Origin of the sequence: Superficieibacter sp. BNK-5 (genome assembly GCF_047456055.1) — a bacterium.
Taxonomy (GTDB): Bacteria; Pseudomonadota; Gammaproteobacteria; order Enterobacterales; family Enterobacteriaceae; genus Superficieibacter.
In genome coordinates, this window is record NZ_CP179893.1 from 255,010 (window position 1) to 280,727 (window position 25,718).

Annotated in this window: 18 protein-coding genes and 3 tRNA genes; 6 read left to right on the top strand and 15 right to left on the bottom strand. The window is 56.3% G+C overall.

Going from position 1 to position 25,718, the window contains the following annotated elements; translation table 11 throughout:
• Positions 1-123: 123 nt before the first annotated feature.
• Both tcdA and mltA read right to left on the bottom strand, forming a co-directional pair.
• On the bottom strand, positions 124-927 hold the full coding sequence (gene tcdA / locus ACMGGS_RS01240; protein WP_414164714.1) for a tRNA cyclic N6-threonylcarbamoyladenosine(37) synthase TcdA: 804 nt from the start codon (positions 925-927) through the stop codon (positions 124-126).
• A 75-nt stretch (positions 928-1,002) separates the two neighbouring features.
• A complete protein-coding gene (gene mltA / locus ACMGGS_RS01245; RefSeq protein ID WP_414164715.1) occupies positions 1,003-2,118 on the bottom strand; it encodes a murein transglycosylase A in 1,116 nt (371 codons plus the stop codon).
• A gap of 206 nt (positions 2,119-2,324) precedes the next feature.
• On the opposite strand from mltA, the gene ACMGGS_RS01250 reads away from it, so the two are divergent.
• The 3 genes from ACMGGS_RS01250 to ACMGGS_RS01260 all read left to right on the top strand — a co-directional run bounded on the left by ACMGGS_RS01250 (position 2,325) and on the right by ACMGGS_RS01260 (position 2,649).
• Positions 2,325-2,401 (top strand) — tRNA-Met (locus ACMGGS_RS01250).
• Between the two features lie 47 nt (positions 2,402-2,448).
• Positions 2,449-2,525, top strand: a tRNA-Met gene (locus ACMGGS_RS01255).
• A 47-nt stretch (positions 2,526-2,572) separates the two neighbouring features.
• A tRNA-Met gene (locus ACMGGS_RS01260) sits at positions 2,573-2,649 on the top strand.
• Between the two features lie 186 nt (positions 2,650-2,835).
• Here the strand turns inward: ACMGGS_RS01260 and amiC are convergent.
• Complete coding sequence (gene amiC / locus ACMGGS_RS01265) at positions 2,836-4,089, bottom strand: N-acetylmuramoyl-L-alanine amidase AmiC (RefSeq protein ID WP_414164716.1); 1,254 nt, start codon at positions 4,087-4,089, stop codon at positions 2,836-2,838.
• A 228-nt stretch (positions 4,090-4,317) separates the two neighbouring features.
• Here amiC and argA point away from each other — a divergent pair, with 228 nt between their 5' ends.
• Positions 4,318-5,649 (top strand): amino-acid N-acetyltransferase, encoded by a 1,332-nt coding sequence (gene argA, locus ACMGGS_RS01270; RefSeq protein WP_176920921.1) that lies wholly within the window; start codon positions 4,318-4,320, stop codon positions 5,647-5,649.
• A gap of 9 nt (positions 5,650-5,658) precedes the next feature.
• Here the strand turns inward: argA and recD are convergent, their stop codons facing one another.
• From recD to rppH, 12 genes are all read right to left on the bottom strand, one after another.
• Positions 5,659-7,497 carry an exodeoxyribonuclease V subunit alpha gene (gene recD / locus ACMGGS_RS01275; protein WP_414164717.1) on the bottom strand — a complete coding sequence of 613 codons (1,839 nt, stop codon included), beginning with the start codon at positions 7,495-7,497 and terminating at the stop codon, positions 5,659-5,661.
• The gene (gene recB, locus ACMGGS_RS01280; protein WP_414164718.1) at positions 7,497-11,039 is read right to left on the bottom strand and encodes an exodeoxyribonuclease V subunit beta; all 3,543 of its coding nucleotides are present in this window, start codon (positions 11,037-11,039) and stop codon (positions 7,497-7,499) included. The genes recD and recB overlap by 1 nt, the downstream gene beginning before the upstream one ends.
• The gene (gene ptrA / locus ACMGGS_RS01285) at positions 11,036-13,924 is read right to left on the bottom strand and encodes a pitrilysin (protein ID WP_414164719.1); all 2,889 of its coding nucleotides are present in this window, start codon (positions 13,922-13,924) and stop codon (positions 11,036-11,038) included. Before ptrA ends, recB begins: the two co-directional genes overlap by 4 nt.
• Positions 13,925-13,939: 15 nt before the next feature.
• Positions 13,940-17,308, bottom strand: coding sequence for an exodeoxyribonuclease V subunit gamma (gene recC / locus ACMGGS_RS01290; RefSeq protein WP_414164720.1), 3,369 nt, complete (start codon positions 17,306-17,308; stop codon positions 13,940-13,942).
• Positions 17,309-17,320: 12 nt separating this feature from the next.
• On the bottom strand, positions 17,321-17,644 hold the full coding sequence (locus ACMGGS_RS01295) for a prepilin-type N-terminal cleavage/methylation domain-containing protein (RefSeq protein ID WP_414164721.1): 324 nt from the start codon (positions 17,642-17,644) through the stop codon (positions 17,321-17,323).
• Complete coding sequence (locus ACMGGS_RS01300; protein ID WP_414164722.1) at positions 17,629-18,036, bottom strand: DUF2509 family protein; 408 nt, start codon at positions 18,034-18,036, stop codon at positions 17,629-17,631. The genes ACMGGS_RS01295 and ACMGGS_RS01300 overlap by 16 nt, the downstream gene beginning before the upstream one ends.
• Positions 18,033-18,596: a prepilin peptidase-dependent protein gene (locus tag ACMGGS_RS01305; RefSeq protein ID WP_414164723.1), complete on the bottom strand. Its 564-nt coding sequence runs from the start codon at positions 18,594-18,596 to the stop codon at positions 18,033-18,035. Before ACMGGS_RS01305 ends, ACMGGS_RS01300 begins: the two co-directional genes overlap by 4 nt.
• Positions 18,587-19,051, bottom strand: coding sequence for a prepilin peptidase-dependent protein (locus ACMGGS_RS01310; RefSeq protein ID WP_414164724.1), 465 nt, complete (start codon positions 19,049-19,051; stop codon positions 18,587-18,589). Before ACMGGS_RS01310 ends, ACMGGS_RS01305 begins: the two co-directional genes overlap by 10 nt.
• A gap of 298 nt (positions 19,052-19,349) precedes the next feature.
• Positions 19,350-20,144: a thymidylate synthase gene (gene thyA, locus ACMGGS_RS01315; protein WP_414164725.1), complete on the bottom strand. Its 795-nt coding sequence runs from the start codon at positions 20,142-20,144 to the stop codon at positions 19,350-19,352.
• A 6-nt stretch (positions 20,145-20,150) separates the two neighbouring features.
• Positions 20,151-21,023: a prolipoprotein diacylglyceryl transferase gene (lgt, locus tag ACMGGS_RS01320; protein ID WP_414164726.1), complete on the bottom strand. Its 873-nt coding sequence runs from the start codon at positions 21,021-21,023 to the stop codon at positions 20,151-20,153.
• Positions 21,024-21,171: 148 nt separating this feature from the next.
• Positions 21,172-23,418, bottom strand: a complete 2,247-nt coding sequence (gene ptsP / locus ACMGGS_RS01325) for a phosphoenolpyruvate--protein phosphotransferase (RefSeq protein WP_414164727.1) — start codon at positions 23,416-23,418, stop codon at positions 21,172-21,174.
• A gap of 12 nt (positions 23,419-23,430) precedes the next feature.
• Entirely contained in the window at positions 23,431-23,961 is a 531-nt protein-coding gene (gene rppH / locus ACMGGS_RS01330) for an RNA pyrophosphohydrolase (RefSeq protein WP_176920933.1), read from the bottom strand.
• Positions 23,962-24,641: 680 nt separating this feature from the next.
• On the opposite strand from rppH, the gene mutH reads away from it, so the two are divergent.
• A complete protein-coding gene (gene mutH, locus ACMGGS_RS01335) occupies positions 24,642-25,337 on the top strand; it encodes a DNA mismatch repair endonuclease MutH (protein ID WP_414164728.1) in 696 nt (231 codons plus the stop codon).
• A 130-nt stretch (positions 25,338-25,467) separates the two neighbouring features.
• Positions 25,468-25,686 carry a YgdI/YgdR family lipoprotein gene (locus ACMGGS_RS01340; protein ID WP_049838639.1) on the top strand — a complete coding sequence of 73 codons (219 nt, stop codon included), beginning with the start codon at positions 25,468-25,470 and terminating at the stop codon, positions 25,684-25,686.
• The last annotated feature ends 32 nt before the right edge of the window (positions 25,687-25,718 follow it).

The window sequence follows — 25,718 nt, forward strand, 5'->3', positions numbered from 1 at the left end:
CGATACCAATGGTGTGCTACCTGCCCGTCGGCGCTGCGCTTGCCGGGCCTACAAGTACCCATCTCGTTGATATTGAAGAATTCCTCAGGCCGGGTAAGGCACAGCCGCCACCCGGCAAAATCATCACTGCCGTGCGGCTTTCGCCATCATCTTTTTCAACGAGTGCGAAACGGCGATAAAACCAAATGTTGCCGTCACCATGGTCGCTGCGCCAAAACCTGAGGCGCAATCCATCCGCTTTGGCCCTTCTGCGGTGCTTTTCATCGCGCAGACTGACCCATCCGACTGTGGATAAACCAGCGCTTCGGTAGAAAATACGCAGTCCACGCCAAGCTTACCTTTGCTGTTTTTCACTACCCCAAAATCGCTTTTCAGCCGCTCGCGCAATTTTGCCGCCAGCGGATCCTGAATGGTTTTCGCCAGATCGCTGACCTGAATTTGCGTCGGGTCAATCTGTCCGCCCGCGCCGCCAGTGGTGACCAGCGGGATTTTATTACGCCGACAAAAGGCAATTAGCGCGGCTTTTGGGCGCACGCTGTCGATAGCATCAATGACATAGCTATAGCCCTGATTCATATAGCCTGCGACGTTATCCGCCGTTACAAAATCATCAATGACGGTTACCCGACATTCCGGGTTAATCTGCCGGATCCGCTCAGCCATCACCTCCGCTTTTGCCACGCCCACCGTTTCCCGCAGCGCATGAATCTGCCGGTTGGTGTTGGTGACACAGACGTCATCCATATCAATCAGGGTGATCGCCCCGATGCCGGTGCGTGCCAGTGCTTCCGCCACCCAGGAGCCGACACCGCCAATGCCCACCACGCAAAAATGCGCGTCAGCAAAAAGCTGGAGCGCCTGTTCACCATATAAACGTGCGGTGCCGCCGAAACGTTGACGCCAGGCATCGCTGATTACTACAGACATAAAACCTCGGAATGTAAAAACATAAACTGCGGAGTCATGGTTCGCCCTCTCCCCACCGGGAGAGGGCGAGAAGGGTTAACCACTAAATACGTTACCTGATGTCAGGCCACCGCCCGCACCCGGCGCGCTTTTCAGCACCCAAACGCGGCCATAGTGATTATACCAGCCCGCGCGGTGCCCGGCATCGGCGCCAATCCCCTGATAAATATCAAAGTGCTGACCTTTAATGGCACCACCCACATCCAGTGCCACCATCAGACGAAGCTCATACTGGCCGTTAAACTTGCCGTTGTTATCCAGCAGCGGCACTTCCGCCAGCAGCGTGGTCCCCGCCGGAACAATGCTGCGGTCGGAGGCAACGGAAGCGCGACCGATCAGCGGCACCGCGCTGGCTCCTTTCACCGGCGCATACGACTGCGGTTTAAAGAAGACGAACGACGGGTTCTGCTCAAGCAGTTCCTGCACTTCAGCCTCGCTGTGGGTTTCTCCCCAGTGGCGGATGGCCTGCATCGACATATCTTCGCGCTTCACCTCGCCGCGGTCGATCAGCACTTTGCCGATGCTGCGATAAGGCCAGCCGTTTTTACCGGCATAACTAAAGAAGTTCAGCGGTGAACCGTCGCCAAAATCAATGTACCCGCTGCCCTGCACGTCCATGATGAAATTATCCATCAGCGAGTTGCTGTAGGCCAGCACGTAGCTGTCGCTCAGGCCACCCGCATAAATGCTCGCACGCGACGGCAGTTTTCCGCGCTTCGGCGGCATACGGTAGATAGGATAGCGAAACTCCCCCTGAGGCGTATGCCGCGCCTGTACGACAGGCGTATAGTAGCCGGTAAATTGCACGTTGCCGTAGTGATCGGCCCCTTCCATCTGCCAGGCATCAATACCAAACTGGCGCATGGTGCGGGTATCGCCGCCGGAACGTAACCAGTCCTGCACGGCGTTATAGATATTGCTCTGGGAACCATAGAGACGCGGCGAGGCGCTGCGGATCTGGCTAACCTGCTCGGAGAAGTCACCCGCATTAATCGGAGCGCCGACCGCATCAGGCTGGTTTACCAGAGAGAACGGCTGGGTAAACTTTCCGTCTTCATACTGTTGACCGCGATCGGTGGGTTTTGAAGAACACGCGGCTAGCATGGTTACCACCGCCCCCGTCAGAAGATATTTTGCCCAACGTCCTTTCATTGTTCTCATCTTTTAGTTGCCTGAATGCCGAATGAAGATAACAAACCCCTGAACCTATTGAAATGCGCATACGCACCCTGATACAAATTCCGTGCAAAAAACGAACCGCTTTGCGCTGTTTTTATCCACATACTCATCAAATTTATGATCTGGTTAAAAAAAGGGTTGCATGAAAACGGCAGCAGAGTATAGTGCGCTTCCACGGACGCGGGGTGGAGCAGCCTGGTAGCTCGTCGGGCTCATAACCCGAAGGTCGTCAGTTCAAATCTGGCCCCCGCAACCAATACAATGTGAAGAAAGACGTTACTCGATGGAAGAGTAACAGACGGACGCGGGGTGGAGCAGCCTGGTAGCTCGTCGGGCTCATAACCCGAAGGTCGTCAGTTCAAATCTGGCCCCCGCAACCAACACATTGTGCAGTAAAACGTTACTTAATTGATAAGTAACAGACGGACGCGGGGTGGAGCAGCCTGGTAGCTCGTCGGGCTCATAACCCGAAGGTCGTCGGTTCAAATCCGGCCCCCGCAACCAATATTTACGCGTCCGACAATATGAAGATCATGGAGCCGCAACGCTGATTCAGCCTGCGGTTTTTTTACGTCTGTTATTTATGAACAGCAGTATTGCCCTCTCTTTGCCGGGTGGCGGCTTCGCCTTACCCGGCCGACAATATCTGCTATTTCAAGGCATCAGGCGGTTATGAATACTGCCAGACGTTTACCCTCGCCGCGCCAGCGTCGCCCCGTCCGCAAAATAAGCTTTAATCCCGGCCAGAATAGATTCAGCCACTTCCTGCTGGAACGCTGCCGTTTTCAGCTTACGCTCTTCTTCGATATTACTGATAAACGCAGTCTCCACCAGAATCGACGGAATATCCGGCGCTTTGAGCACCGCAAAGCCCGCCTGTTCGACGCTGTTCTTATGCAGGTTATTGACCTTGCCGAGCTTATTCAGCACCTCTTTACCAAACTTGAGGCTGTCGTTGATGGTCAGGGACTGCACCATATCGAACATGGTGTGGTCGAGGTAGCGGTCGCCGCTTTTGCTTACGCCACCGATTAAGTCGGCGGCGTTCTGGGTCCGGGCAAGGTATTTGGCGGCGGTACTGGTTGCGCCTTTCGTTGACAGCGCAAACACCGAGGAGCCACTCGGCTGGCGGCTGGTGAAAGCGTCAGCGTGGATAGAGACAAAAAGGTCGGCGCGCTGCTTCTGGGCTTTTGCCACGCGCACTTTCAGCGGGATAAAGACGTCTTCGTTGCGCGTCATAAAGGCTTTCATATTGCCTTCTTTCTCGATCAGCGCACGCAGGCGACGGGCGATTTGTAGCACCACGTCTTTTTCCCGGGTGCGGTATTTTCCTACCGCGCCGGAGTCTTCGCCACCGTGTCCGGGATCGAGCATAATCACAATCGGCCTGTCCTTCCCGGCCTTACCCGGCTGCGGACCGCTTTGCGCTGGCGGCACCTGTTTCTCCAGATCGCCCTTATTATAATCTTCGAGCAGCGCCAGCAGCGGATCCTGAATATCCTGCGCGTTCGCCGGATAGAGATCCATCACCAGGCGCTCTTTAAAACCCGCCACCGGTGCCAGCGCGAACAGCTGCGGTTTAATATTCTGCTTGAGTTCAAACACCATGCGCACGGTTTGCGGATCAAATTGCCCTACGCGCGCAGACTGAATAAACGGATCGTTACTGCTGATCTGGGCGCTCATGCCCTTCAGCACCGAGTTCAAATTCACGCCTTCCAGATCGACCACCAGTCTTTCGGGGTTACTCAGGGCAAACTGGCGGTACTTTAGCATTTTGTTGGATTCGATCGTCACGCGCGTATAGGTCGACGCAGGCCAGACGCGCACTGCCACAACCTGACTTACGGCAGCGAAACTGGTCTGACTTACGCTTAATAGCCACATGGCCCCTGCGCCCTGCAGTAAACGACGGCGGCTTAGTGCTGATTTGCTTCCCGACATGCAATTCCCAGGCAAAATTATCGTAACTGTTTATAAAAACATCCAAATTGACCGGAAACTTTAACTAATGGCGCATACGCTGTCACCCCCAAAAGGGTAAACATTCTTTTTCGGACCGCGTTTCGCTTGAGAAATTTCTAACTCGCGGGCTGATTTTGACTTGCGCTGAAGGGAAAAACAGAATAAAAATACACTAATTTCGAATAATAATTCATTGAGGAAGTTGCCGTGGTGAAGGAGCGTAGAACCGAACTGGTAGAGGGATTTCGTCATTCCGTGCCCTATATTAACGCGCATCGGGGAAAGACGTTCGTCATAATGCTGGGCGGTGAAGCCATTGAGCACGAGAATTTTTCCAGCATTGTTAATGACATTGGCCTGCTGCACAGTCTCGGCATTCGCCTGGTACTGGTCTACGGTGCACGTCCGCAAATAGATGCTAACCTGGCCGCGCATCATCATGAGCCGGTATACCATAAGAATACCCGGGTGACTGACGCTAAAACGCTGGAACTGGTCAAGCAGGCAGCGGGACTGTTGCAACTGGATATCACCGCTCGCCTTTCCATGAGCCTTAATAACACGCCGCTTCAGGGCGCGCATATCAATGTGGTCAGCGGTAACTTCATCATTGCTCAGCCGCTGGGCGTGGATGACGGCGTGGATTATTGCCACAGCGGTCGCATCCGCCGTATTGATGAAGAAGCGATTCATCGCCAACTGGACAGCGGTGCCATCGTGCTGATGGGGCCGGTCGCCGTCTCCGTCACCGGGGAGAGTTTTAACCTGACCTCAGAAGAGATCGCCACTCAACTGGCAATCAAACTGAAGGCCGAAAAGATGATCGGCTTTTGCTCCTCTCAAGGGGTGTACAACGAGGCGGGAGAGATCATTTCTGAACTGTTCCCCAACGAAGCGCAGGCGCGGGTGGAAACGCTGGAAGCCGAGGGGGATTACTACTCCGGCACTGTGCGTTTCCTGCGTGGGGCGCTGAAAGCCTGCCGCAGCGGCGTGCGCCGCAGCCATCTGATCAGCTATCAGGAAAACGGCGCGCTGTTGCAGGAACTGTTCTCGCGTGACGGTATCGGCACCCAAATCGTAATGGAGAGCGCCGAGCAGATCCGCCGCGCCACCATTAATGATATTGGCGGCATTCTGGAGTTAATCCGCCCGCTGGAACAGCAGGGCATCCTGGTGCGCCGCTCCCGTGAACAACTGGAAATGGAGATCGACAAATTTACGATTATCCAGCGCGATAACCTGACCATCGCCTGTGCCGCGCTCTACCCGTTCCCGGAAGAAAGGATCGGCGAGATGGCGTGCGTGGCGGTGCATCCGGACTACCGTAGCTCCTCGCGCGGCGAAGTGCTGCTCGACAGAGTCGCCTCTCAGGCCAGACAGATGGGCCTCGATAAGCTGTTTGTGTTAACCACCCGCAGTATCCACTGGTTCCAGGAGCGTGGCTTTACGCCAGTGGATATCGATCTGCTGCCGGAAAGTAAGAAAGAGATGTACAACTATCAGCGCCGCTCAAAAGTGCTGATGGCCGATCTCGCCTGATCCCGGAGATTAACGTATCGCCTCAAAGAAGGCCGTCAGCCCGCTGCGCCGTTCGGTGCGGGTAACGACGGCCTGCGCCAGCAGTGTGTCGTCCGCATACAGCGACAGACGCTGACGAGCGCGGGTGATGGCAGTGTAAACCAGTTCGCGGGTGACTAACGGGACGCTTTGTGCGGGCAGGATCAGCGCCGCGTGGTCGAATTCCGATCCCTGAGATTTATGGACGGTCATCGCCCAGGCGGTATCATGTTCCGGCAGGCGACCCGGATGGAAGGATTTGACCGTGCCATCGGGCATCGGGAACCAGACACGCATCCCCTGCTCGCCCTCCAGCGCCACGCCGATATCGCCATTAAACAGCCCCAGCGCGCTGTCATTGCGTGCAATCATCACCGGACGTCCCTGATACCAGCGGGAGTGACGCGGTAAAGACACATGACGCTTACGCGCCAGCGTCTGCTCAAGTTGACCATTAAGTCCGCTTACGCCATATGGCCCTTCACGCAACGCGCAGAGAAGCTGGAATTCGCTAAATGCCGCCAGTATCGCGTCGGGTTGAGCTTTTTCACGCAGCAGCGTCAGATAGTGCGTATAGCCGTTTAACGCGTCTTCCAGCATGGCCTGATATTCTTCCTGGGTGCGCAATGGCTTAAGGGCGATATCTTCAAATCCCTGGGTGCAGACGGTTTTCAGCGAGCGTTTATCACCGCGGTTAACCGCACTCGCCAGTTGACCAATGCCGGAATGACTGCCAAAACGGTAGCTTTTTTGCAGCAGGCATAAGCTGTCGCGCAGTGCGCTTGCGCCGCTCTCTTCGCCTGCCGGCACTGTCGCGCTCGTCAGCCGCGAAAGTTCAGCCGCGCGGGTGGGCGTGTAGCCGCCATTAACCCAGGCGCAGATATCTCCCAGCACCGCACCCGCCTCGACCGAGGCCAGTTGATCGCGATCGCCGAGAAAAATAATCCTTCCGTGTGCGGGTAATGCGTCAATCAGGCGCGACATCATTGGCAGGTCAATCATGGAGGCTTCATCCACTACCAGCACATCAAGATGCAGCGGGTTGCCTGGGTGATAACGCATCCGCTGACTGCCAGGCTGTGCGCCGAGCAAGCGATGCAGGGTGCTGGCGTCGGTGGGCAGCATGGCTTTTTGCGAGTCGGTCAGCGGCAACCGACGCAGTGCCGATCCGAGGGATTCAGTCAGACGGGCCGCCGCTTTACCGGTCGGCGCCGCAAGGCGGATGCGGCATTTCTCATCGGGCGACATCTGAACCAGCGCCGCCAGCAGTTTAGCCACCGTGGTGGTTTTACCGGTCCCGGGACCGCCGGAAATGACGGAAATACGCCGGGTCAGTGCCACTGCCGCCGCCACTTTTTGCCAGTCCACCTCGTCAGACGGCGGAAACAGCGCGTTGAGGATCTCAGCCAGCTGTGCTTCATCCACCGCCATCGGCTGATTTTGTTCGCTAAAAAAGCGGGCAACGCTGAGCTCATTACGCCACATGCGGTTTAGGTACAACCGCTCGCCGCGAAGGATCATCGGCGCAGGATCGTCGCCTGTGCTGACCGCTGCCGACGTTGCTAACAGCGCGGCCCAGTCTTCGGGGACGTCGGCACAGGCGAAAAGCTGCGTCCACAGCTCGCGGGCTTTGCCGGACAAACGCTCATCCGGTACAAGCCGTGACAGCGGCAGGCAAACGTGTCCCTCACCTGCGTCACGGCTGAGGATAGCGGCCGCCAGCATGACCGCCGGATGCTCGCGCTCCGCCACCATAATGGCAAACTGCACGTCCAGCGGACGCAGGAGCTTATGCGCGACGGCATCCAGTAAAAGTCGCTGTAAATGCATTACGCCATCTCCTCTTTTTCTCCGGCGAACAGGTCATCAAGTGCGTTGATAAGTTGCGGATCGGGCCGGGTGGTAAAAATACCCTGCTGCAGATCCTGACCATCAATACCGCGTAAAAAGAGATAAATAACGCCGCCAAAATGGCGTTCATAATCATAGTCTGCCAGCCGGTGACGCAGGAAGCGGTGCAGCGCCAGGCTATAGAGCTGATATTGCAGATCGTAGCGATGCGCCTGCATCGCCTGCGCCATCGCCGCCTGCGTATAAGCTTCACTGCTTTCGCCAAGCCAGTTGGATTTGTAATCCAGCAGGTAGTAACGCCCGTTGTGGCGAAACACTAAATCGATAAACCCTTTGAGCATACCGCGCACCTGACGGAAGTCCAGCGGCGGACAGCCTGCGGAGAGCGGATCAAAACGCCGCATCTGCGCATCCAGCGTCGGCGCGTCGAGCATTTGATTAATCGGCAGATAAAATTCCAGCTCTACCTGTTTCTCTTTTGCCGTGAGCTGGCTGAGCGAAATGCCCTCTGGCGTTAACGGCGCAGCGAGAATAGTCGCAATCCACGTCGTCAGCACCGGCGTCCACTGCTCGTCAAACCCCGCCAGCTGAAGTTTTTCCCGCACCCACTCACTCTCGACAGGACGGGTAAAATCGAGATCTTCAAACAGGCTGTGCAGAAAGGTTCCCGGTGATGCGCCGCGTGGAAACTGGTGCGGCGTCAGCGCCGGTTCATCAATGATTTCGCCGGGGCCTGCCGCGTCGATATCCAGCCGTGGCAGAAGATCCTGCGCCACGCTGTGCCCGCGCTGTTGCAAGCCGGAGTAGCTGGTCACGCGCCACTCATCTGCCATTCTGCGGCGAACCAGACGCGCGGCAAGCGCATCCTGCGGGGGTTGCGGAGCCTGCCAGCGGCTATTATCCGGCGCATCGGGAGAACGAAGCGCAATATCCTCGCTGCAAAGCTCATGCAGGCAGGTAGCCAGCCCGGCGGCATCCCTGGCTTCACCTTTCTGGATCAGACGACCCAGCGCGCTGTGATGAAGATCGGTTTCTCCGGGTTTATCACTCCGCCGACTGGTTAACGGCGCAATACCCAGGCTGCAATGCCAGATTGCCCGGGTGAGCGCCACGTACAGCAGGCGCAGGTCCTCCGCCAGACGTTCAGCCTCCGCCAGCTCCAGACTCTCATCGCTGTGATTAAGATCGAGCACCGCCTCAAACGAGGTGCGATCGTGATAAAACGCCTGTTCCTGCTTGCGATAGCGGGCGATAAATGGCAGCCACACCAGCGGATACTCCAGCCCTTTTGACTTGTGGATCGTCACGATCTGCACCAGATGCTTATCGCTTTCCAGACGCATCTGCTGGCTGGCGGCATTGGTGTCAGGCTCGGCAATATGCTGTGCCAGCCAGCGCACCAGGGCATATTCACTTTCCAGCTGCGTCCCCGCTTCCTGCAACAGTTCGCTGATGTGCAGGATATCCGTGAGGCGTCGCTCGCCGCCGGGGGTTGCCAGCAGGTTTTCGGCGATATTGCGCTGAGACATCAACGTGCGCAGCATCGGCATCACGCCGCGCAATTGCCATTGCTGGCGGTAAGCAGTGAATTCTTCGACGACCGCATCCCAGGCGTGTTCGTCCAGATTGAGCCGTTCGATATCCTGCGCGTTCAGCCCCAGCATGGCAGTCGCCAGCGCGCTACGCAGGGCATTTTCCCGCTCGGGTGCCAGCACCGCCTGGAGCAGCCACAGCAGCTCCTGCGCCTCCGGAGTTTCAAATACGCTGTCGCGGTTGGAGAGATAGACCGAGGGGATCGCCAGCACGTTAAGCGCATCGCGGATCAGCGCCGCCTCCTGGCGACTGCGCACCAGCACGGTAATGTCCGAGGCGCGCACCGGGCGCGAGCTCTCGCCACGCCATAACAGTGCACGCGATTGCTGGCCCGCAATCAGCCAGTCGCGGATTTGCGCCGCGCAGAGTTGCGCCATGGTGGTCTGATAATCCCCCGCGCCAACGCCTTCGCCCGGCATCAGCCAGAAGTTCATCGCGGGCTGTATCTCACTGTTCAGCTCAAAACGCAGGCCCTGATTTTTCGCGGCGGCATTGACCGGCTTAAACGGGATATCGCGGAACATAAACGGGTTATCGGTCAGGCTGAAGAGCCGGTTAACGCTCTCCACCATTCCCGGCGCGGACCGCCAGTTGGTGCCGAGCGTATAGTGGGCGCTGACGTCGCCTCTGGCTTTCATGTAGGTGAAAATATCCGCGCCACGGAACGCGTAAATCGCCTGTTTCGGATCGCCAATCAGCAACAGGGCCGTGTCAGGCTGCTGTCGCCAGATGCGGCGGAAAATACGGTACTGCTGCGGATCGGTGTCCTGGAATTCGTCGATCATGGCGACCGGAAAACGCTGACGGATCGCAGCGGCCAGCGCCTCGCCGCTTTCGCTGTACAGCGCCGTCGCCAGACGTCCGATCATGTCGTCAAAACCCAGCTCGCCCCGGCGGCGTTTTTCCCGCGCCACCGTCTCGCGGATCTCCACCATCGCCTGAGCAATCACTAAATCGTCGAGCGTCAGCGTACCGCCCAGCAACGTTTCAATGGCGTCAAATAGCGGATGCTCGGGCACCACACCGTCCGGTTTGGTGCGCTCACGCAAAAATGACTGGGTAAATTTTTCCAGCGCGTCGGGCAACTGGTAGGTAGTGGTCTCTTCCTCCGCCCAGGCGGTGATCTTGTCGATCCATTTCCCCTGGTTGCCACGGTTGAACTTGCGCCTGTCTATGCCGGAGTTTTCCAGAATGCCTTCCAGTTCTGCCACCGTCTCGCGCCACTGCGTTTTGATTGCTGTGATCCGCTCAAGGATCTGCTGATGACGAACGAGCAGCGTTTCCTCCTGGCCCGGCGGGGTTTTAATTTTTGGCGCTTCGCCCTGAAGATAACGATCGATGGACGCCAGCAGTTCGCGCGGCCCTTTCCACGAGGCGTGGATCACCTGGGCGATATCGCGCGTCAGCGGATAGCAATGACGCCGCCAGAAATCCGCACAGGCCTGGTAACGCAGCAACGATTCATCTTCGATCAGCTGCTGTTCGAAAAGCATCCCGGATTCAAAGGCGTTAAGGCTGAGCATGCGTTGGCAAAAGCCGTGGATGGTAAACACCGCCGCCTCGTCCATCTGCCGTTCTGCCAGCAACAGGACGTCAGCCGCCTGCTGTTTGTCGGCAATTTCTGCCAGCAGGGTGGCGTAGAGCGGGTTATCGGTGGTTTCACGCAGGCAAGCAATGCGCAATTCGTGAATATTGCTGCGAATACGCCCGCGAAGTTCTTCGGTGGCAGCTTCGGTGAAGGTAACGACCAGCAGTTCCTCGACGTTAACCGGACGGGGAAAAGCAGATTCGCCGCCCAGTCCCAGCAGAAGTCGCAGGTACAGAGCGGCGATAGTGAAGGTTTTTCCGGTACCCGCTGAGGCTTCAATCAGGCGCTCACCGATAAGCGGCAGGCGCAGCGGATCAAGGTTCTCAGCGGTATCGGTCATTCATTCTCTCTCAACAAAGGCAGGGATTGCTGTAGCGCACTGACGCTCTCCCAGGTTTTCCAGCCGTCGGGACGGGCATATTCTGCTTTTCCGCTTTGGCTGCCCGAAACCTGAGATAATATCGCCATACCCTGCGGCTTCACCACCGTTTGATGAAAGAAATCGGCTAATTTTTGTGGCGTCAGCAGTTTTACCTGAGCAATAATTTTTTCACGCGAGTCAAAACTGAGGTTGCCGCGATCAAAATCTTTGCTGAGCTTCGAGGCTTCTTCATCCAGCGTTTGCGGCGCTTCGCGCATCTGCGCCACCACCGCCTGCTGGATCTGTGCAAACTCTTCCGGCTTCATGGCCCGCAGTTTTTCTTCTGCGGTCGGGAAGAACGCTTTATAACGATCCCACAGGTACGAGGGCTGCTTGTCGTTGCTTTGCAGCAGGAATCCCATCCCCCACTGGCGTCCGACGCTCATCGGGAAGGCAAACACCGCGTAGCCCAGCTGTTCTTCGGTACGCAGCTGGCTGTAGAACCACGGTTGCACGATCTGCCCTAACAATGCACTGGCGGCAGCGCTACTGTATTCGTCAACTTTCGCCGGCACAAACACCGCGCCCAGCGCGGAGTCGGTGCTACTGCCCGCTTTTTCGAACATCACTGACTGCGATTTATCGACCACCACTTCTTTGTTGCGGCACCACTCGTTACCCTGGGTGCCGAGCTGTGTTTGTACCTGATGCGCCAGCGTTTTTGCCTGCTCAACGGACAAATTACCGAGGATCAGGAATTCCGGACGCGCGCCTGTTTTCAGTTTTTCACGGTAGTCCATGACCTCTTTCAGGGTGATGGACGGCAGCAGCGCGCGCCGCTCCTCACGCTGGAAGTACGGAACCTGCGACAGCATCTGTACCGGCATAATCGCCTGTTCATATGCTTTACCTTTCTCAGCCGAATCCAGCATTTGCGTATACCAGGATTTCGCCTGTTCAAGCTGCTCCTCGGTAGGTGTAAAGCTGAAATAGCCATCGAGCAGCGTTTCGAAGAGCTTCGGCAATCGCTGCGTATAACCGTCGGCATTCACCATCAGACCATTGTTGGCATTGGTGGAAAAACTAATGCCGCCGACTGATGCCTGATTGCTTAGCTGATCCAGTGCGATGCCTGCCAGATAGTCGTTCAGAGCGAACATTACCTGATTGCGGGCGCTGTCCATGGCCTGAGGATTACGCAGCACCACCGACACGTCGGCTTTCGGCTCGCTGGCAAAGTAGCGGCTCGGCATGTACAGCACGCGCAGGCCCGGCTCATCGACGATAAGCTCCGGATGTTGGTACTGCTTATCCGGCTTGATCAGGGTGAAATCATCAGGGATGTAGGGGTTCAGTTCCGGTAGCTTAAGCGCAATGGCGCTGGCTTTTTGCTGCCAGTCAGCGAAAGTCTTGTCACCGATTTTATCGACCTGATAAGGCGCATTAACAAAGTAAGCCATTTTGTTATGCGGCTCGTTCGGGCTGATATACCAGATGCGCGCATTTTGTGGCGTCATCATCGCCAGACGCGCTTTCACGGCCTCAGGATCGTACTTATCGGCAATGTTTACCGCGTCGAGCGTATGTTCAACCGGCACGCGGATCATGGTATCGGCCAGCCATTCCACGTAGCTCATATCGCGGGTGATCGACGGATAGCGGAAATCGAGATCCAGCACGTGCGCCAGCTCATCGAAATAGCGTTTATCAACGCCTTTATCACGCAGCAGATTGAGATAGCTGAAAATGGCGGCAACGACGTCATCACGGTGCGCCAGGCCTTTATCCGTCAGCGTAGCGGAAATGGCCAGCACGCCGCTATTACCGTTAACGATGGGGTCAGAATCTGCGCGAATGCTTTCGACCAGCCCCTTCTCCTGTAACCAGTCGGACAGCGTGCCGGGGCTACGGTTGCCAATCAGATACGTCACCAGCTCATCGGTTTTGCTACGGAACTGGGCGGTATTGTTATCAATGCGGAACTCCACGCGCAGCACTTTACGCGGCAGCGCGGGAACGTAATGAATGATCAACCCTTTTTGCGCATCGGTCACCACCGGGACGGTGACTTCCGGGCGGGTAATGTTTTTATTCGGCACCCGGCCATAGGTTTCGGTCGCAATCCGCGCCAGCTCTGGCAACGGTTTATTGCTGTAGACCACGGCTTTCATCAGGTTGGACGAATAATAGCGATCGCGAAACTCTACCAGCGCCTTTTGCACCGGATTGCCGGGTTTGTCGCTCAGCGTTTCCAGATTCCCGCCGGAGAAGTGTGAACCGGGATGCGCCGGGTTAATGGTTTCGGCGCTCACCTGGGCCATACGCATCCCGTCGCGGGAACGCGCCATAGTTAGTTCGGCGTTCACGGCGTTGCGCTCGCGGCTGGCGTATTTCTCTGCCAGCAGCGGAGCCGCTATAGCGTCCGCCAGGCGATCGACCGCCCCTTCCAGCGCATCGTTTTCCACCTCAAGGTAGTACGCGGTGCGATACGGCGCGGTGCTGGCATTATGGCTGCCGCCATGCATTTTCAAAAATTCTGCAAGGCTGTCCGGCTGCGGGTACTTTTTGGAGCCCATCAGCGTCATATGTTCGAGGTAGTGAGCAAGGCCCTGATGAGACTCTGGATCGGAAAGGGATCCGACCGGCAGTACCAGTGCCGAGAGCGACTTAACCGCCTGCGCATCAGAAACCAGCAGAACCACCATACCGTTATCGAGGCGGATAGCCTGATACTGGCGGGGATCTTTTTCACTTTTACGGATGGTTTCCTGTACCGGCTGCCATCCTGTGTTTGCCTGACCGACATTTACCCAAAGGGCAAGTAACACAACCAATGCTTTTAACCAGGTGCTGCTAATAGGCATTCACGGACCTCATCATTATGACTGATTAAAGCGAAATATCGGCAGCAGGTAACGCTCGGCCTGCGCAATAATCGCTTCGTAGTACTCCGGCTCCAGCGTGCGCCACAGGCGCTGATACCAGATATCTGCGCCCTCGCCGCTTACGACCATATTCCCTTCATACGCCTGAAGAAACTTGCTGCGCGCTTTCAACTGCGTCTCGTCGTCTCTTAAAATGGCATTATTTGCCACGTCGTAACAGGCTTTTATCCACGCGCCCCCACTTTCCGGTAGCAGCAGCAGCGGCTCGGTCATTCCCTTGAGGTAACCTGCAACCAGTTCGTCGAGAAATGCCTGCGCCTGCTCTGACGCAAGGGGCGGAAAGCGCCATTCACCGTCTTTGCGAACCAGCAACCGGCTTTCACCGGTCCCACCGCAGGCACAGTAGACAAGGTGTTCCAGCCAAAGTTGCATTCCTTGTGAAACACTGAGCAGCGAAGGACGCCAGCGCAGCAGGCCGTCAGGCTGGACCTGCTGTAGCCAGCCAGTAATGGTAATCCCGCCACATTGCAGATCGATTTCACTACTCTGGCTGGGCTGGCGGTGCTCAATAACGCGGTCGGCCAGCGTTTGCATCTCCTGAAGCTGCGTGTCCCAGACAATTTCACCAAACGCGCCGTAAGGCAGTTGTCCTGCCGCACGATAGCGGCGGAACATTTTATCCGCATCCTCTTCGTCAACCAGAGTATTCAGCAACTGTTGATTAAGCTGGTAGCGGGTTAATCCCTCCAGGGTGAAAGGCTCTGCATCCGGAATTTCACTCTCTTCCTCACGGAAGTTCACCCGCAGCCGCTGCTGAAAGAAAGCACGAACCGGATGCGCCCAGAAGCGCTGTAGCTGGTCAAAAGGCAAGGTATCGATGCTCAACGGCGGCAATGGCTGAATAAACGCCGAATGCGCCTCGCCCTGCTGACTGGCGGCCGCCAGCCACTCCCGGGCGTAGCTTTGCCGTTCGTCGGTTTTGAAGTTTTCGGCGTCAAACGGCATTCGCGTATGCAGATGCATAATGTGTTCTTTTACCCGCTGTTCACTCTCGTCGCAGTTGCGGTCTTCGTCTCCCGCTAAATAGTGGCTCTGGCCAATATAATCCACCAGTTCCTGTACCAGCACCGACGGATAACGCTCGCTGTTATCCTGGATCGAGCGGCCGATATAGCTGATATACAGTTTCTGCTCTGCCGACATCAACGCTTCGAGGAACAGATAGCGGTCATCGTCACGACGGCTGCGATCGCCGCGCAACGGTTTCTGGCTCATCAGGTCAAAACCAAGCGGTGAGAGCGTGCGCGGGTAGACCCCGTCGTTCATCCCCAACAAACAGACCACTTTGAAGGGAATCGAGCGCATCGGCATCAGGGTACAGATGTTGACCGGCCCGGCGAGGAAGCGCTGGCTGATGCGCTCCTGATCCAGCCGCTGGGCCAGCTCGTCGCGCAGTAGTGAAAGCGGCACTGGCTCGGCGTAATGTGAACCTGTGCCCTGTTCAATGATCGCCTGCCACTGCTGCTCAATTAGCGCCAGCGCTGCTTCGGTATCCTGATCCGGCAGAAAAAAGTCGTTGAGCATTTCACGGCAAACGGGAAGCCATTCCGTCAGCGGACGATCCTGCGCCAGCCCACGTCGCCAGATGTTAAGCTGCATGAGCAAGGATGCCAGATGCCCTACCAGCTCGGCGATCAGCCCGCTGGACTCATCGTAAGGCAGCACCGAGCGCCACTCCCCTTCATGGCTCTCCATGGCGTAGCCGAGCAGCATACGCGTCAGGCCAAACTGCCAGGTATGCTGCCCGGTGGCGGGAAGCTCCAGCTCGCGCACGTTGTCATCGTCCATTCCCCAGCGCACGCCGGACTCGTTGACCCACTGGCGCAGATAACGCAGCCCTTCTTCGTTGATATTGAAGCGTGCCGCCAGCACCGGAACGTCCAGCAACGCCAGCACGTCTTCCGACACAAAGCGGCTGTCCGGTAGCGACAGCAGACTAATAAAGGCCTGGAGCGCCGGATGAGACTGCCGCGCCCGGCGATCGGAAATGGCGTAAGGCAGATAACGGTCGCCCGTCGCGCTACCAAATACTGCCTGGATAAAGGGGCTATAGCTGTCGATGTCCGCCACCATCACAATGATGTCGCGCGGCGTCAGAGTCGGATCCTCTTCCAGCATAGCCAGCAGGCGATCGTGCAGAACTTCCACTTCCCGCTGCGGGCTGTGGCAGACATGGATCATCAGGCTGCGGTCGTCGGGTTCCAGCCTGCGTTTCCTGTCGCTGCGCGCAAACTCTTCTGCCGTCCTGCCCGGCACGGCTGCATTCTGTAATTCCAGTACGTCGTATTGCAGGTTATGCAGCAGGTTATCCGGCGCGATATCGACAAACGCGTCCAGCTCCTCGTAGCGCTCCAGCCCGGCCAGCAGGTACATATAGTCGCGCCCGAGCTTGCCCCATGAGGCCAGCAGCGGGTTGCCTACATCCTGCTCACCGTCATCGTTAAACAGCCCTGCCGCCTGCTGGGTATCACGAAACAGCGGCAGTTCTCGCTGCTCACGATGATGCTTGCGCTGACGCGCAACCAGCCGCGCCAGAAATGCCGGGTCTTTGATGTCGCCCCAGTAGTAGCGACACGGATTGGTGAACAGAATAAACACGTCGACGTGCTTACCCAACGCCTGCAACGCCTGTAAATAGACCGGTGGCAGCGCGGAAATGCCGCAAATAAATACTCGCGATGGCAGGCCCGCAGGTGGCTCGCTGGCCTGTTCAAGCGTGCGGATAAAACGCTGATATAAATTGGCGCGGTGCCACAGCGGCTGGCCCAGCGCGGCCGTGTGTTCTACCAGCGCCTTCCACAGCGGAGCCTGCCAGCGCTGACTCTCCTCAAGACCATCAATCAGCTCTCCGGCTTCCCAGCGGGTCAGCCATTCCGGGCGGTAGACCAGGTACTGATCGTAGAGATCGGCCACCCGCGAGGCGAGCTGAAACAGTTTGCGTTTGTCAGTATCGTCGCTGAGATAGTGGCGCAGCATCACAAACTCATCACCGTCGATAAGCGCTGGCAGCAAAGTCATCAGTTTCCAGCTCATGCTTTGTTTATTAAACGCGCTTTCGCCCGGAATGTCCGGCAGGACGCGAACGAACATATCCCAGATAAAGCTCGCCGGAAGCGGAAAATCGATATTCGCCGCAATGCCAAAACGCCGGGAAAGGGACATTTGCAGCCATTGCGCCATGCCGGTACTCTGGACCAGCACGACTTCAGGCTCGAAGGGATCGTCAAGACGCTCGCGCTCGACGATAAACTCCATCAATGCTTCCAGCACATCCAGACGATTGGAGTGGTAGACCCTTAACATAGTTGCTCCCGACTACTGACTGACCGGACAATGCCATCGCGTCATTTGCCCCTGTTTACCCACCGGAGTGGTAAGTGTGACGCTGATGCTGACACATCTTTGTCGTGTTGTCTTCACGCGGTTGACCCGCCAGCCATCTTCAGTTGATCCATCCTGAAGCCTGGTGTGTTGCCAGGCACTGCGCCAGAGCTGGCGATACTGGTTAAGCGCAGCCGAACCAGTAGCCAGCGCGCGGTGATAACCGGCCAGGGCGGTGACGACCAGAATCATCAGGGCCATCGCCAGCAATACTTCCGGCAGACTAAACCCTTTCTGTCTGTTCAGGGAATTCGACATAGTGCGCTCTCCATCAAGGGACAAAAATCACTCCAGCCGTACGGGGAAAAATGCGCCTCGTCATGGCTCACCTCACCAGATTGCCAGAGGGTCATGGAACCACTGGCGGCAATGAGCAGCAGCGAGTCATCGCTCAATCTGCGCAAACATACCTGCCACGACTGCGCGGGTTGCTGCACGCATTGCAGCGGCGCGTTCACCTGCCAGCGCTGCATCTTGCCCCATTGCAATGCAGAGTGAACGCTGGCCTGCTCACGCAACGCTCGCGTTTCCACCGCCACGCGCGTGTACAACGCTCGCTGTTGTTGATTCAGCCCCTGAAGCATCAGGCTGCCCAGCACCAGCAGGAGTAGCACCAGCGCCAGCGATGACATCCCGCACTGGCGATTCACAGGTTATATCCCGTTACGCTATACGTCGCCGACGCCGTCTGCGGAGGGATAGTGACTGATTGCCCGGCCAGGATTACCGTCAGTTCCGGCGCAAAACCGGGGCTGTTATAGCGGACTACCTCAAAGCGCGTTATGCGCAGCGTTTGCGGATCGGTCATTTTGTCCCAGCCTTTATCGTCGCAGGAGGACGCACCGCGTAGCGTCTCCAGCGCCCCATTTTGCAAACGAAAGCCGGTAACGTCCGAGGTGACAGCAAGCGTGTCATCCCACAACCCGTTACTGTTAGCATCCCATTTCACCAGCACACAGGCTCCCTGCCGATTGATAATTAGCGGCTCTCCTGCGCATTCGCCACGGCAGTAGCCTGCGCGCTGAAGATGTTTTGCCACCGTGTAGACGCGCTGCCACAGTTCATCCTCCAGCATTTGATGACGGGTCTGCAATAGTGCAGCACGCTGTAATCCCGGCAAAAAGCGCGATGCACCGAGCAGTAGCAGGCTGCTGACAGCCATGGCGATCAGCGTTTCGAGAAGTGAAAACCCCCGCTGCGCTACAGACATGTGTTCTCCTGAGCAGGCTGACATAAACGGATCCGGCCCCAGCCGGAGACCACAACTATCCAGCTCCCGGCCTGGCTTTGCAGTCGAACATGTCCGGCCCAGGCGGTATTACGCAGGCCGAAAAAGGCCAGCCCCGGTGTGATATCAGTCAGCCGAACCTCGGACCATTGCGGATGCAGGGTCCACGGATCGCCGGATGGACAGCCTTCGACATCGGCGCTGACCAGGCACTCGTGGTTGCCTTCTTTATGTATGGCAAGCAGGCGGTCACGGTTATGCCAGTTCGCGTCGTCGCGCAGTAACACCAGGTATTCGCGCACCTGGACTGCGGTTTGCCATAAACGTTGTTGCTGTTGCCAGCCGCGCCAGCCGTATAGCCCTGCGGCGCTGAGGATCGCAACGATGGTAATCACTATCATGGTTTCAATGAGCGTATAGCCCTGTTCTCGTTTCATGGCGCCAGTGTGCGACCACTGAGGCAAGGTGGCGAGACGAGGTTTTGCGTTTTACGAGGCGGTACGAGAGATTTTTACGCTGTTGCAGCGGATTGCAAAAAAACGGGAAAGCCGCTTCAGAAATACAAAACGGCACCGTGAGGTGCCGTTAGAGGTTGATGACAAACCTGATTTGCTATTTTATGCGCCGCTTTGCCGGGTGGCGGCTTCGCCTTATCCGGCCTACAAAATATTACAATATCAACCCGTTGCACGGATATGTAGGCCTGATAAGCGCAGCGCCATCAGGCACTGTCAATCAGATAGCGACCGGCGCTTTTATCCCCGGATGCGGGTCGTAGCCTTCAATCTCAAAATCATCAAAGTGATAATCAAAGATAGAGTCCGGTTTGCGCTTGATGACCAGTTTTGGCAGCGCACGTGGCTCGCGGCTAAGCTGGAGATGCGTCTGATCCATGTGGTTGCTGTAAAGATGGGTATCACCACCGGTCCAGACAAAATCCCCGACCTCAAGATCGCACTGCTGCGCCATCATATGCACCAGCAACGCATAGCTGGCAATATTGAAAGGCAGGCCGAGGAACACGTCGCACGAACGCTGGTATAGCTGGCAGGAGAGTTTGCCGTCCGCTACGTAGAACTGGAAAAAGGCATGGCACGGAGCCAGCGCCATTTTATCCAGCTCGCCGACGTTCCAGGCCGAAACGATGATGCGGCGAGAGTCAGGATCGTTTTTCAACTGGTTGATAACCGTGGTGATCTGGTCAATGTGACGGCCATCCGGCGTCGGCCAGGCGCGCCATTGCTTACCGTAGACCGGTCCAAGATTGCCCTCGTCATCCGCCCATTCGTCCCAGATGGAGACCTTGTTTTCACGCAGATAAGCGACGTTAGTATCACCCTGCAAAAACCACAGCAGCTCATGAATAATCGAGCGCAGGTGGCAGCGTTTGGTGGTAACCAGCGGGAAGCCTTCACGCAGATTAAAGCGCATCTGGTGACCAAAAATGGAGATCGTCCCGGTACCGGTACGGTCATTTTTCGGGGTGCCCTCGTCGAGCACCTTCTGCATTAAATCAAGATACTGTTTCATGCTGCCTCAGGAAAGTTGTTGCTGCGGTCGGCGATACGCCCAGACCATCATCGCGATACCGGCAATAATCATTGGCACGGAGAGGATTTGTCCCATGCTGATGTACTGCACCCACGCGCCGGTAAACTGCGCGTCCGGCTGGCGGAAAAATTCAACGATGATGCGGAATGCACCGTAGCCGATCAGGAACAGGCCGGATACCGAGCCGGTTGGACGCGGCTTGCGAATAAACAGGTTCAGGATGATAAACAGCACGACACCTTCCAGCGCCAGCTCATAGAGCTGAGACGGATGACGCGGCAGCACGCCATAAGTATCAAAAATGGACTGCCATTCCGGATGCGCAGGTAACAGACCGAGATCTTCCCCGCGTGAGCCGGGGAACAGCATGGCAAACGGCGAGGACGGGTCCACACGGCCCCACAATTCACCGTTAATAAAGTTGCCCAGACGCCCGGCACCCAGGCCAAAAGGGATCAGCGGTGCGATGAAATCAGCCACCTGGAAGAAACTGCGCTTTGTACGGCGAGCGAAAATCAACATCACCACGATCACGCCGATCAGGCCGCCGTGGAACGACATTCCCCCGTCCCAGACGCGGAACAGATACAACGGGTTTTCCAGAAACAGCGGCATATTATAAAACAGCACATAGCCAATGCGACCGCCCAGAAAAACGCCGAGGAAGCCCGCATACAGCAGGTTTTCAACCTCGTTTTTATTCCAGCCGCTGCCGGGACGATTGGCGCGGCGGGTTGCCAGCCACATCGCAAACACAAATCCCACCAGGTACATTAAGCCGTACCAGTGCAGGGAGACCGGTCCAATGGAAAAAATCACCGGATCAAAATCCGGGAAACGCAGATAGCCACTATTCATCTGTCACCACAAGTGATTGTTATTCCGCCGAAAGTGGACAGCGGTAATGACACGCGCCCGTCGATAGCAGGCGCTCCAAAGGAGCGAATCATAGCACAGGCGTATGAGGGAGATGACCGCGAAGTTGTAAAAGATCTGTATAGCGAGTTTATCGCCCGCCGCGAATCAGCCCGCCCATCCCGCGCCGTTCCATAAACGCGGCAACCTGGTGACGGACTTCTGTCGCCAGTTGCGCTTCCAGACTTCGGTTCGCCAGCGTCTGCGCCTCTTCGAAATCAATATGCCGCAGCAAATACTTCACTCGCGCGACCGAGCGCCCGTTCATGGAAAGATGGCGATAGCCGAGACCAATAAGAATAGCCACACACATCGTGTCACCCGCCATTTCACCGCATAAGCGCAGGTCAATGTCGTATTGCTCAGCGTCACGGGCAATCATCGCCAGCGCGCGCAGCATCGCCGGATGCAGGCTATCGTAGATATTCGCCACCCGGGTATTGTTGCGATCGACCGCCAGAATGTACTGGGTCAGATCGTTAGTACCGACGGAAATAAAATCCACGCGATTCGCCAGTTGCGGCAGCATAAAGACCATTGACGGCACTTCCAGCATCACGCCGATGCGTGGTTTGGGGATCGCGTAACCGATCATCTCTTCAACTTCGCGCCCGGCGCGCTCAATCAGCCGCCGCGCTTCGTCGACTTCGTCAATGCTGGTGATCATCGGCAGCAGGATGCTGAGATTACCGGTCGCCGCATTGGCACGCAGCATGGCGCGAACCTGCACGAGGAAGATCTCCGGCTGATCGAGGGTGATCCTGATGCCGCGCCAGCCGAGGCACGGATTTTCTTCGCTAATGGGCATATACGGAAGCTGTTTGTCCGCGCCAATGTCCAGGGTGCGCAGCGTCACGGGCTTGTCGTTAAACATTTGCAGCATGCCCTGATATTGCGCCACCTGCTCCTCTTCCGAGGGGAATCCGCTTTGCAGCATAAACGGAATTTCAGTGCGATACAGGCCAATGCCGTCGATGCGGCGGCCCAGCTTTTGCTCATGCTCGGGACTGAGACCGGCATTAAGCATTACCTTCACCCTTTCGCCGCTTTTCAGCTCGGCGGGACGTTCAACGTCATCTTCCGCAATGCGGCTTAACTCGTTTTCTTCATTGATGAGGCGCTGATACTCTTTCAGCAGTACCGGCTCAGGATCGACCAGCAACTCACCACGATAGCCGTCGACGATCAGCGTGCGGCGATGCAGCACCGACGGCTGGATATCTGCCCCCATCACGGTAGGGATGCCCAACGCGCGCACGATAATCGCCGCATGAGAGTTGGACGCGCCATCGCGCACCACCACCCCGGCGAGGCGATCCTGTGGCAGTTCAGCCAGGGTTGCCGCCGACAGTTCATCCGCCACCAGCACGAAACGTTCGGGCCAGGTATTCGGCCCCTGAATAGTATCGTCGAGATGGAACAGCAGGCGCTGTCCCAGCGTGCGCAAATCGCCAGCGCGCTCTTTCAGATAACCATCGGTGAGGGCAGCAAACTGCTCGGCAAATTTTTCGACGATCTTTTTGACCGCCCATTCGGCCACGGCACCGCTGTCGACTTCATCAAACAGTTCGCGGCGCAGACGCGCATCGGAGAGCAGGTGTGAGTAAAGATCGAAAATCGCCGCCGTCTCTTTCTGCGCACCGGCAGAAAAACGTTTGCTGTAGCGACGAAACTCGTTGGCAGCCTCTTCCAGCGCGCCGGTTAATCGCTCGCGCTCGGAAGCGGTATCCAGCGTCGAGGCTTCGTAAACCTGTTCCATCAGCGGCAGCGTGGTATCCATCCACGCTTCGGCGACAGCGACGCCTGGCGATGCCGGGAGCGCACGAATACGCGTCTGACGATACTGCCCAAATAACGCCGTCAGTTGCGATTGCGACAGGATCGCAGCGATCTGGGTGGCAAGCGTAACAAGGAAAGATTCTTCGCTTTCGTCATACTGGCGCAGCTCACGCTGCTGGACCACCAGTACGCCAAGCAATTGACGCCGCTGAATGATCGGCACGCCGAGGAAGGCGCGGAAACGCTCTTCTTTTACGGAAGGAATATATTTAAAGCTGGGGTGCTTTTGTGCATCGGCAAGGTTGATAGGCTCGGCCAGACGGCCTACCAGCCCCACTACGCCCTCGTCAAAGGCGAGCGTAACGGTGCGACCACGCGGTTTTTTTAAGCCGCGCGTCGCCATCAGATAATAACAACGCCGGTCATGATCGGCCAGGTAGACCGAACAGACTTCCGTCTCCATCGCCAGGCAGATATCGGTTACCAGAATATCCAGCGCCTCGCTCAGGCGCGGAGCGCTGGCAACTTTCTCAACGATTTCTCGTAATCGGGTGAGCATAATAAGCGTGGCTTAACCTCTTTTACGTCGCCATGCCGGCGCGGGCTGCGGCTTAGGAACACTCTCCTGAAGCGACATCACCATAGCGGCAAATTCTTTCATCACCCGACGATAGACGTCGCGTTTAAACGAGACTACCTGACGTACCGGATACCAGTAACTGACCCAGCGCCAGCCATCAAACTCTGGCGTGCTGCTGGTATCCATATTGATATCCGCATCGTTGCCGATTAACTGCAACAGAAACCACTTCTGTTTTTGGCCGATACAAACCGGCTTTGTGTCCCAACGCACCAAACGTTTCGGTAACTTGTAACGCAACCAGTTGCGGGTTGATGCCAGGATCCGCACATCTTTGCGGCTCAGGCCAACCTCTTCAAACAGCTCCCGGTACATCGCCTGCTCGGCTGTCTCTCCTGGATTAATTCCCCCTTGAGGGAATTGCCAGGAGTGTTGACCAAACCGCCGCGCCCACATGACCTGACCCTGGCGGTTACAGATTACAATACCGACATTCGGGCGGTAGCCATCGTCATCAATCACCGGACTACCTCAAACTAATCTTCAATGTGAATGATTGTTTCACACTCATCGGAAACGGTAAACCACTCTCTTACAGGAGAATAACCGGATAACGACTGAATAACTCACAAAAATTATTGAAGTTATAAACAGCCGAAGGGCATAAACAGCAATTTTATGCACTTTTTCTGTGGATAGAGTTGTGAAGAAGTATGGAATTAACGTGGGAAAACCCAGACTACTCCGAATAAAGCTTTTTTAGGCTGCAAAATTTAAATGCCTATATTCAACAGATTAACTAACAGATCCGCCGTGTGGAAAACAAAATTGTGATGTATATCACGCGGGGGATCAACGCACTGATGAAAGATCGAACAGCGTGGGTTTTATCCACAGATTGTGCCAATAAGTTAGTCACTTTTTGTGTAAAAATTCGATTTTCGTCCTACGTCAAGGCTGTAAATGGAAACAGTAGTGCGGGTTTTTAACAGTTATCCCATTTTTCTGTGGATAACATGGTGTAAGATCCTGTTCATTGCCAGTGACCAGATTTGGAAAACCCTTTTCTGGACGCCGTCATCGGCAAAATAATGGAAAAAAAATAGCTAAAAATCATAGGGCTGTTGCCGCTAAAAAGAAAAAGCTAAACTCTGTGCACAGTGGGTAACATCACTGTTTATTTTTTAACCAAGGTTGTGATTATGTCATCGTTCTCGCCGCTGATCGCTCCACCACAAACGCAAGCGCAGTTATTAATGCAGGCGCAGCGGCTTGCCGGGTACTCGCTTGGCGAACTGGCGGCATTGGCGGGTTTGCCTGTTCCTCAGGATCTCAAAAGGGATAAAGGCTGGATCGGCGTATTGCTGGAGGTCTGGCTGGGCGCGAGCGCCGGTAGCAAGCCGGAACAGGATTTTGCCGCGCTGGGCGTGGAGCTGAAAACCATCCCGATAGACAGTCGCGGGCGTCCACTGGAGACCACGTTTGTCTGCGTCGCGCCGCTGACCGGCAATAGCGGCGTAAGCTGGGAAACCAGCCACGTTCGCCATAAGCTGAAGCGGGTGCTGTGGATCCCGGTTGAAGGTGAGCGCACTATCCCACTGGCCGAACGTCGCGTCGGTTCGCCGCTGCTCTGGACGCCGAATGAAGAGGAAGAGAGTCAGTTACGCATGGACTGGGAAGAGCTGATGGATTTGATCGTGCTGGGTCAGGTGGAGCGTATTACCGCCCGTCACGGCGAGGTGCTACAGCTACGCCCGAAAGCAGCAAATAGCCGGGCGTTGACCGAAGCCATCGGCGCGCGCGGAGAACCGATTCTTACCCTGCCACGCGGCTTCTATCTGAAGAAAAATTTTACTGCCGCCCTGCTGGCGCGGCATTTTTTACTGGTCAGTGAGTAAGGCATAACCCTCTGATTTTTTTGATCGGCGTCCATATCATTAAGATTTAAGATTTTACTGCTTTTTTTCTGCCGACCTTTTGCGTTATTACTAGACTGATAACAGTATCGGTCAGATGAGGGGAACAACGGTGAAAAAATGGGGAGTATTGATTTCAGCTGTAGGGTTGGCCTGTGTAGTGTCAGGCTGTAGCAGCGACTATGTCATGGCAACCAAAGATGGTCGGATGATCCTCACCGACGGCAAGCCGGAAGTTGATAATGATACCGGGCTGGTGAGCTACCACGATCAGCAGGGTAATTCGGTACAAATTAACCGCGATGAAATTTCACAGATTATTGAACGTTAACCGCTGAAGGTCAGCCATCCGCTGACCTTTAT

What these genes read in the sequence shown, in the direction of transcription:
- tcdA (WP_414164714.1), bottom strand. Translation starts at nt 927, where the DNA reads ATGTCTGTAGTAATCAGCGATGCCTGGCGTCAACGTTTCGGCGGCACC.
- mltA (WP_414164715.1), bottom strand. Translation starts at nt 2,118, where the DNA reads ATGAAAGGACGTTGGGCAAAATATCTTCTGACGGGGGCGGTGGTAACC.
- amiC (WP_414164716.1), bottom strand. Translation starts at nt 4,089, where the DNA reads ATGTCGGGAAGCAAATCAGCACTAAGCCGCCGTCGTTTACTGCAGGGC.
- recD (WP_414164717.1), bottom strand. Translation starts at nt 7,497, where the DNA reads ATGCATTTACAGCGACTTTTACTGGATGCCGTCGCGCATAAGCTCCTG.
- recB (WP_414164718.1), bottom strand. Translation starts at nt 11,039, where the DNA reads ATGACCGATACCGCTGAGAACCTTGATCCGCTGCGCCTGCCGCTTATC.
- ptrA (WP_414164719.1), bottom strand. Translation starts at nt 13,924, where the DNA reads ATGCCTATTAGCAGCACCTGGTTAAAAGCATTGGTTGTGTTACTTGCC.
- recC (WP_414164720.1), bottom strand. Translation starts at nt 17,308, where the DNA reads ATGTTAAGGGTCTACCACTCCAATCGTCTGGATGTGCTGGAAGCATTG.
- ACMGGS_RS01295 (WP_414164721.1), bottom strand. Translation starts at nt 17,644, where the DNA reads ATGTCGAATTCCCTGAACAGACAGAAAGGGTTTAGTCTGCCGGAAGTA.
- ACMGGS_RS01305 (WP_414164723.1), bottom strand. Translation starts at nt 18,596, where the DNA reads ATGTCTGTAGCGCAGCGGGGGTTTTCACTTCTCGAAACGCTGATCGCC.
- ACMGGS_RS01310 (WP_414164724.1), bottom strand. Translation starts at nt 19,051, where the DNA reads ATGAAACGAGAACAGGGCTATACGCTCATTGAAACCATGATAGTGATT.
- thyA (WP_414164725.1), bottom strand. Translation starts at nt 20,144, where the DNA reads ATGAAACAGTATCTTGATTTAATGCAGAAGGTGCTCGACGAGGGCACC.
- lgt (WP_414164726.1), bottom strand. Translation starts at nt 21,023, where the DNA reads ATGAATAGTGGCTATCTGCGTTTCCCGGATTTTGATCCGGTGATTTTT.
- ptsP (WP_414164727.1), bottom strand. Translation starts at nt 23,418, where the DNA reads ATGCTCACCCGATTACGAGAAATCGTTGAGAAAGTTGCCAGCGCTCCG.
- mutH (WP_414164728.1), top strand. Translation starts at nt 24,642, where the DNA reads ATGTCATCGTTCTCGCCGCTGATCGCTCCACCACAAACGCAAGCGCAG.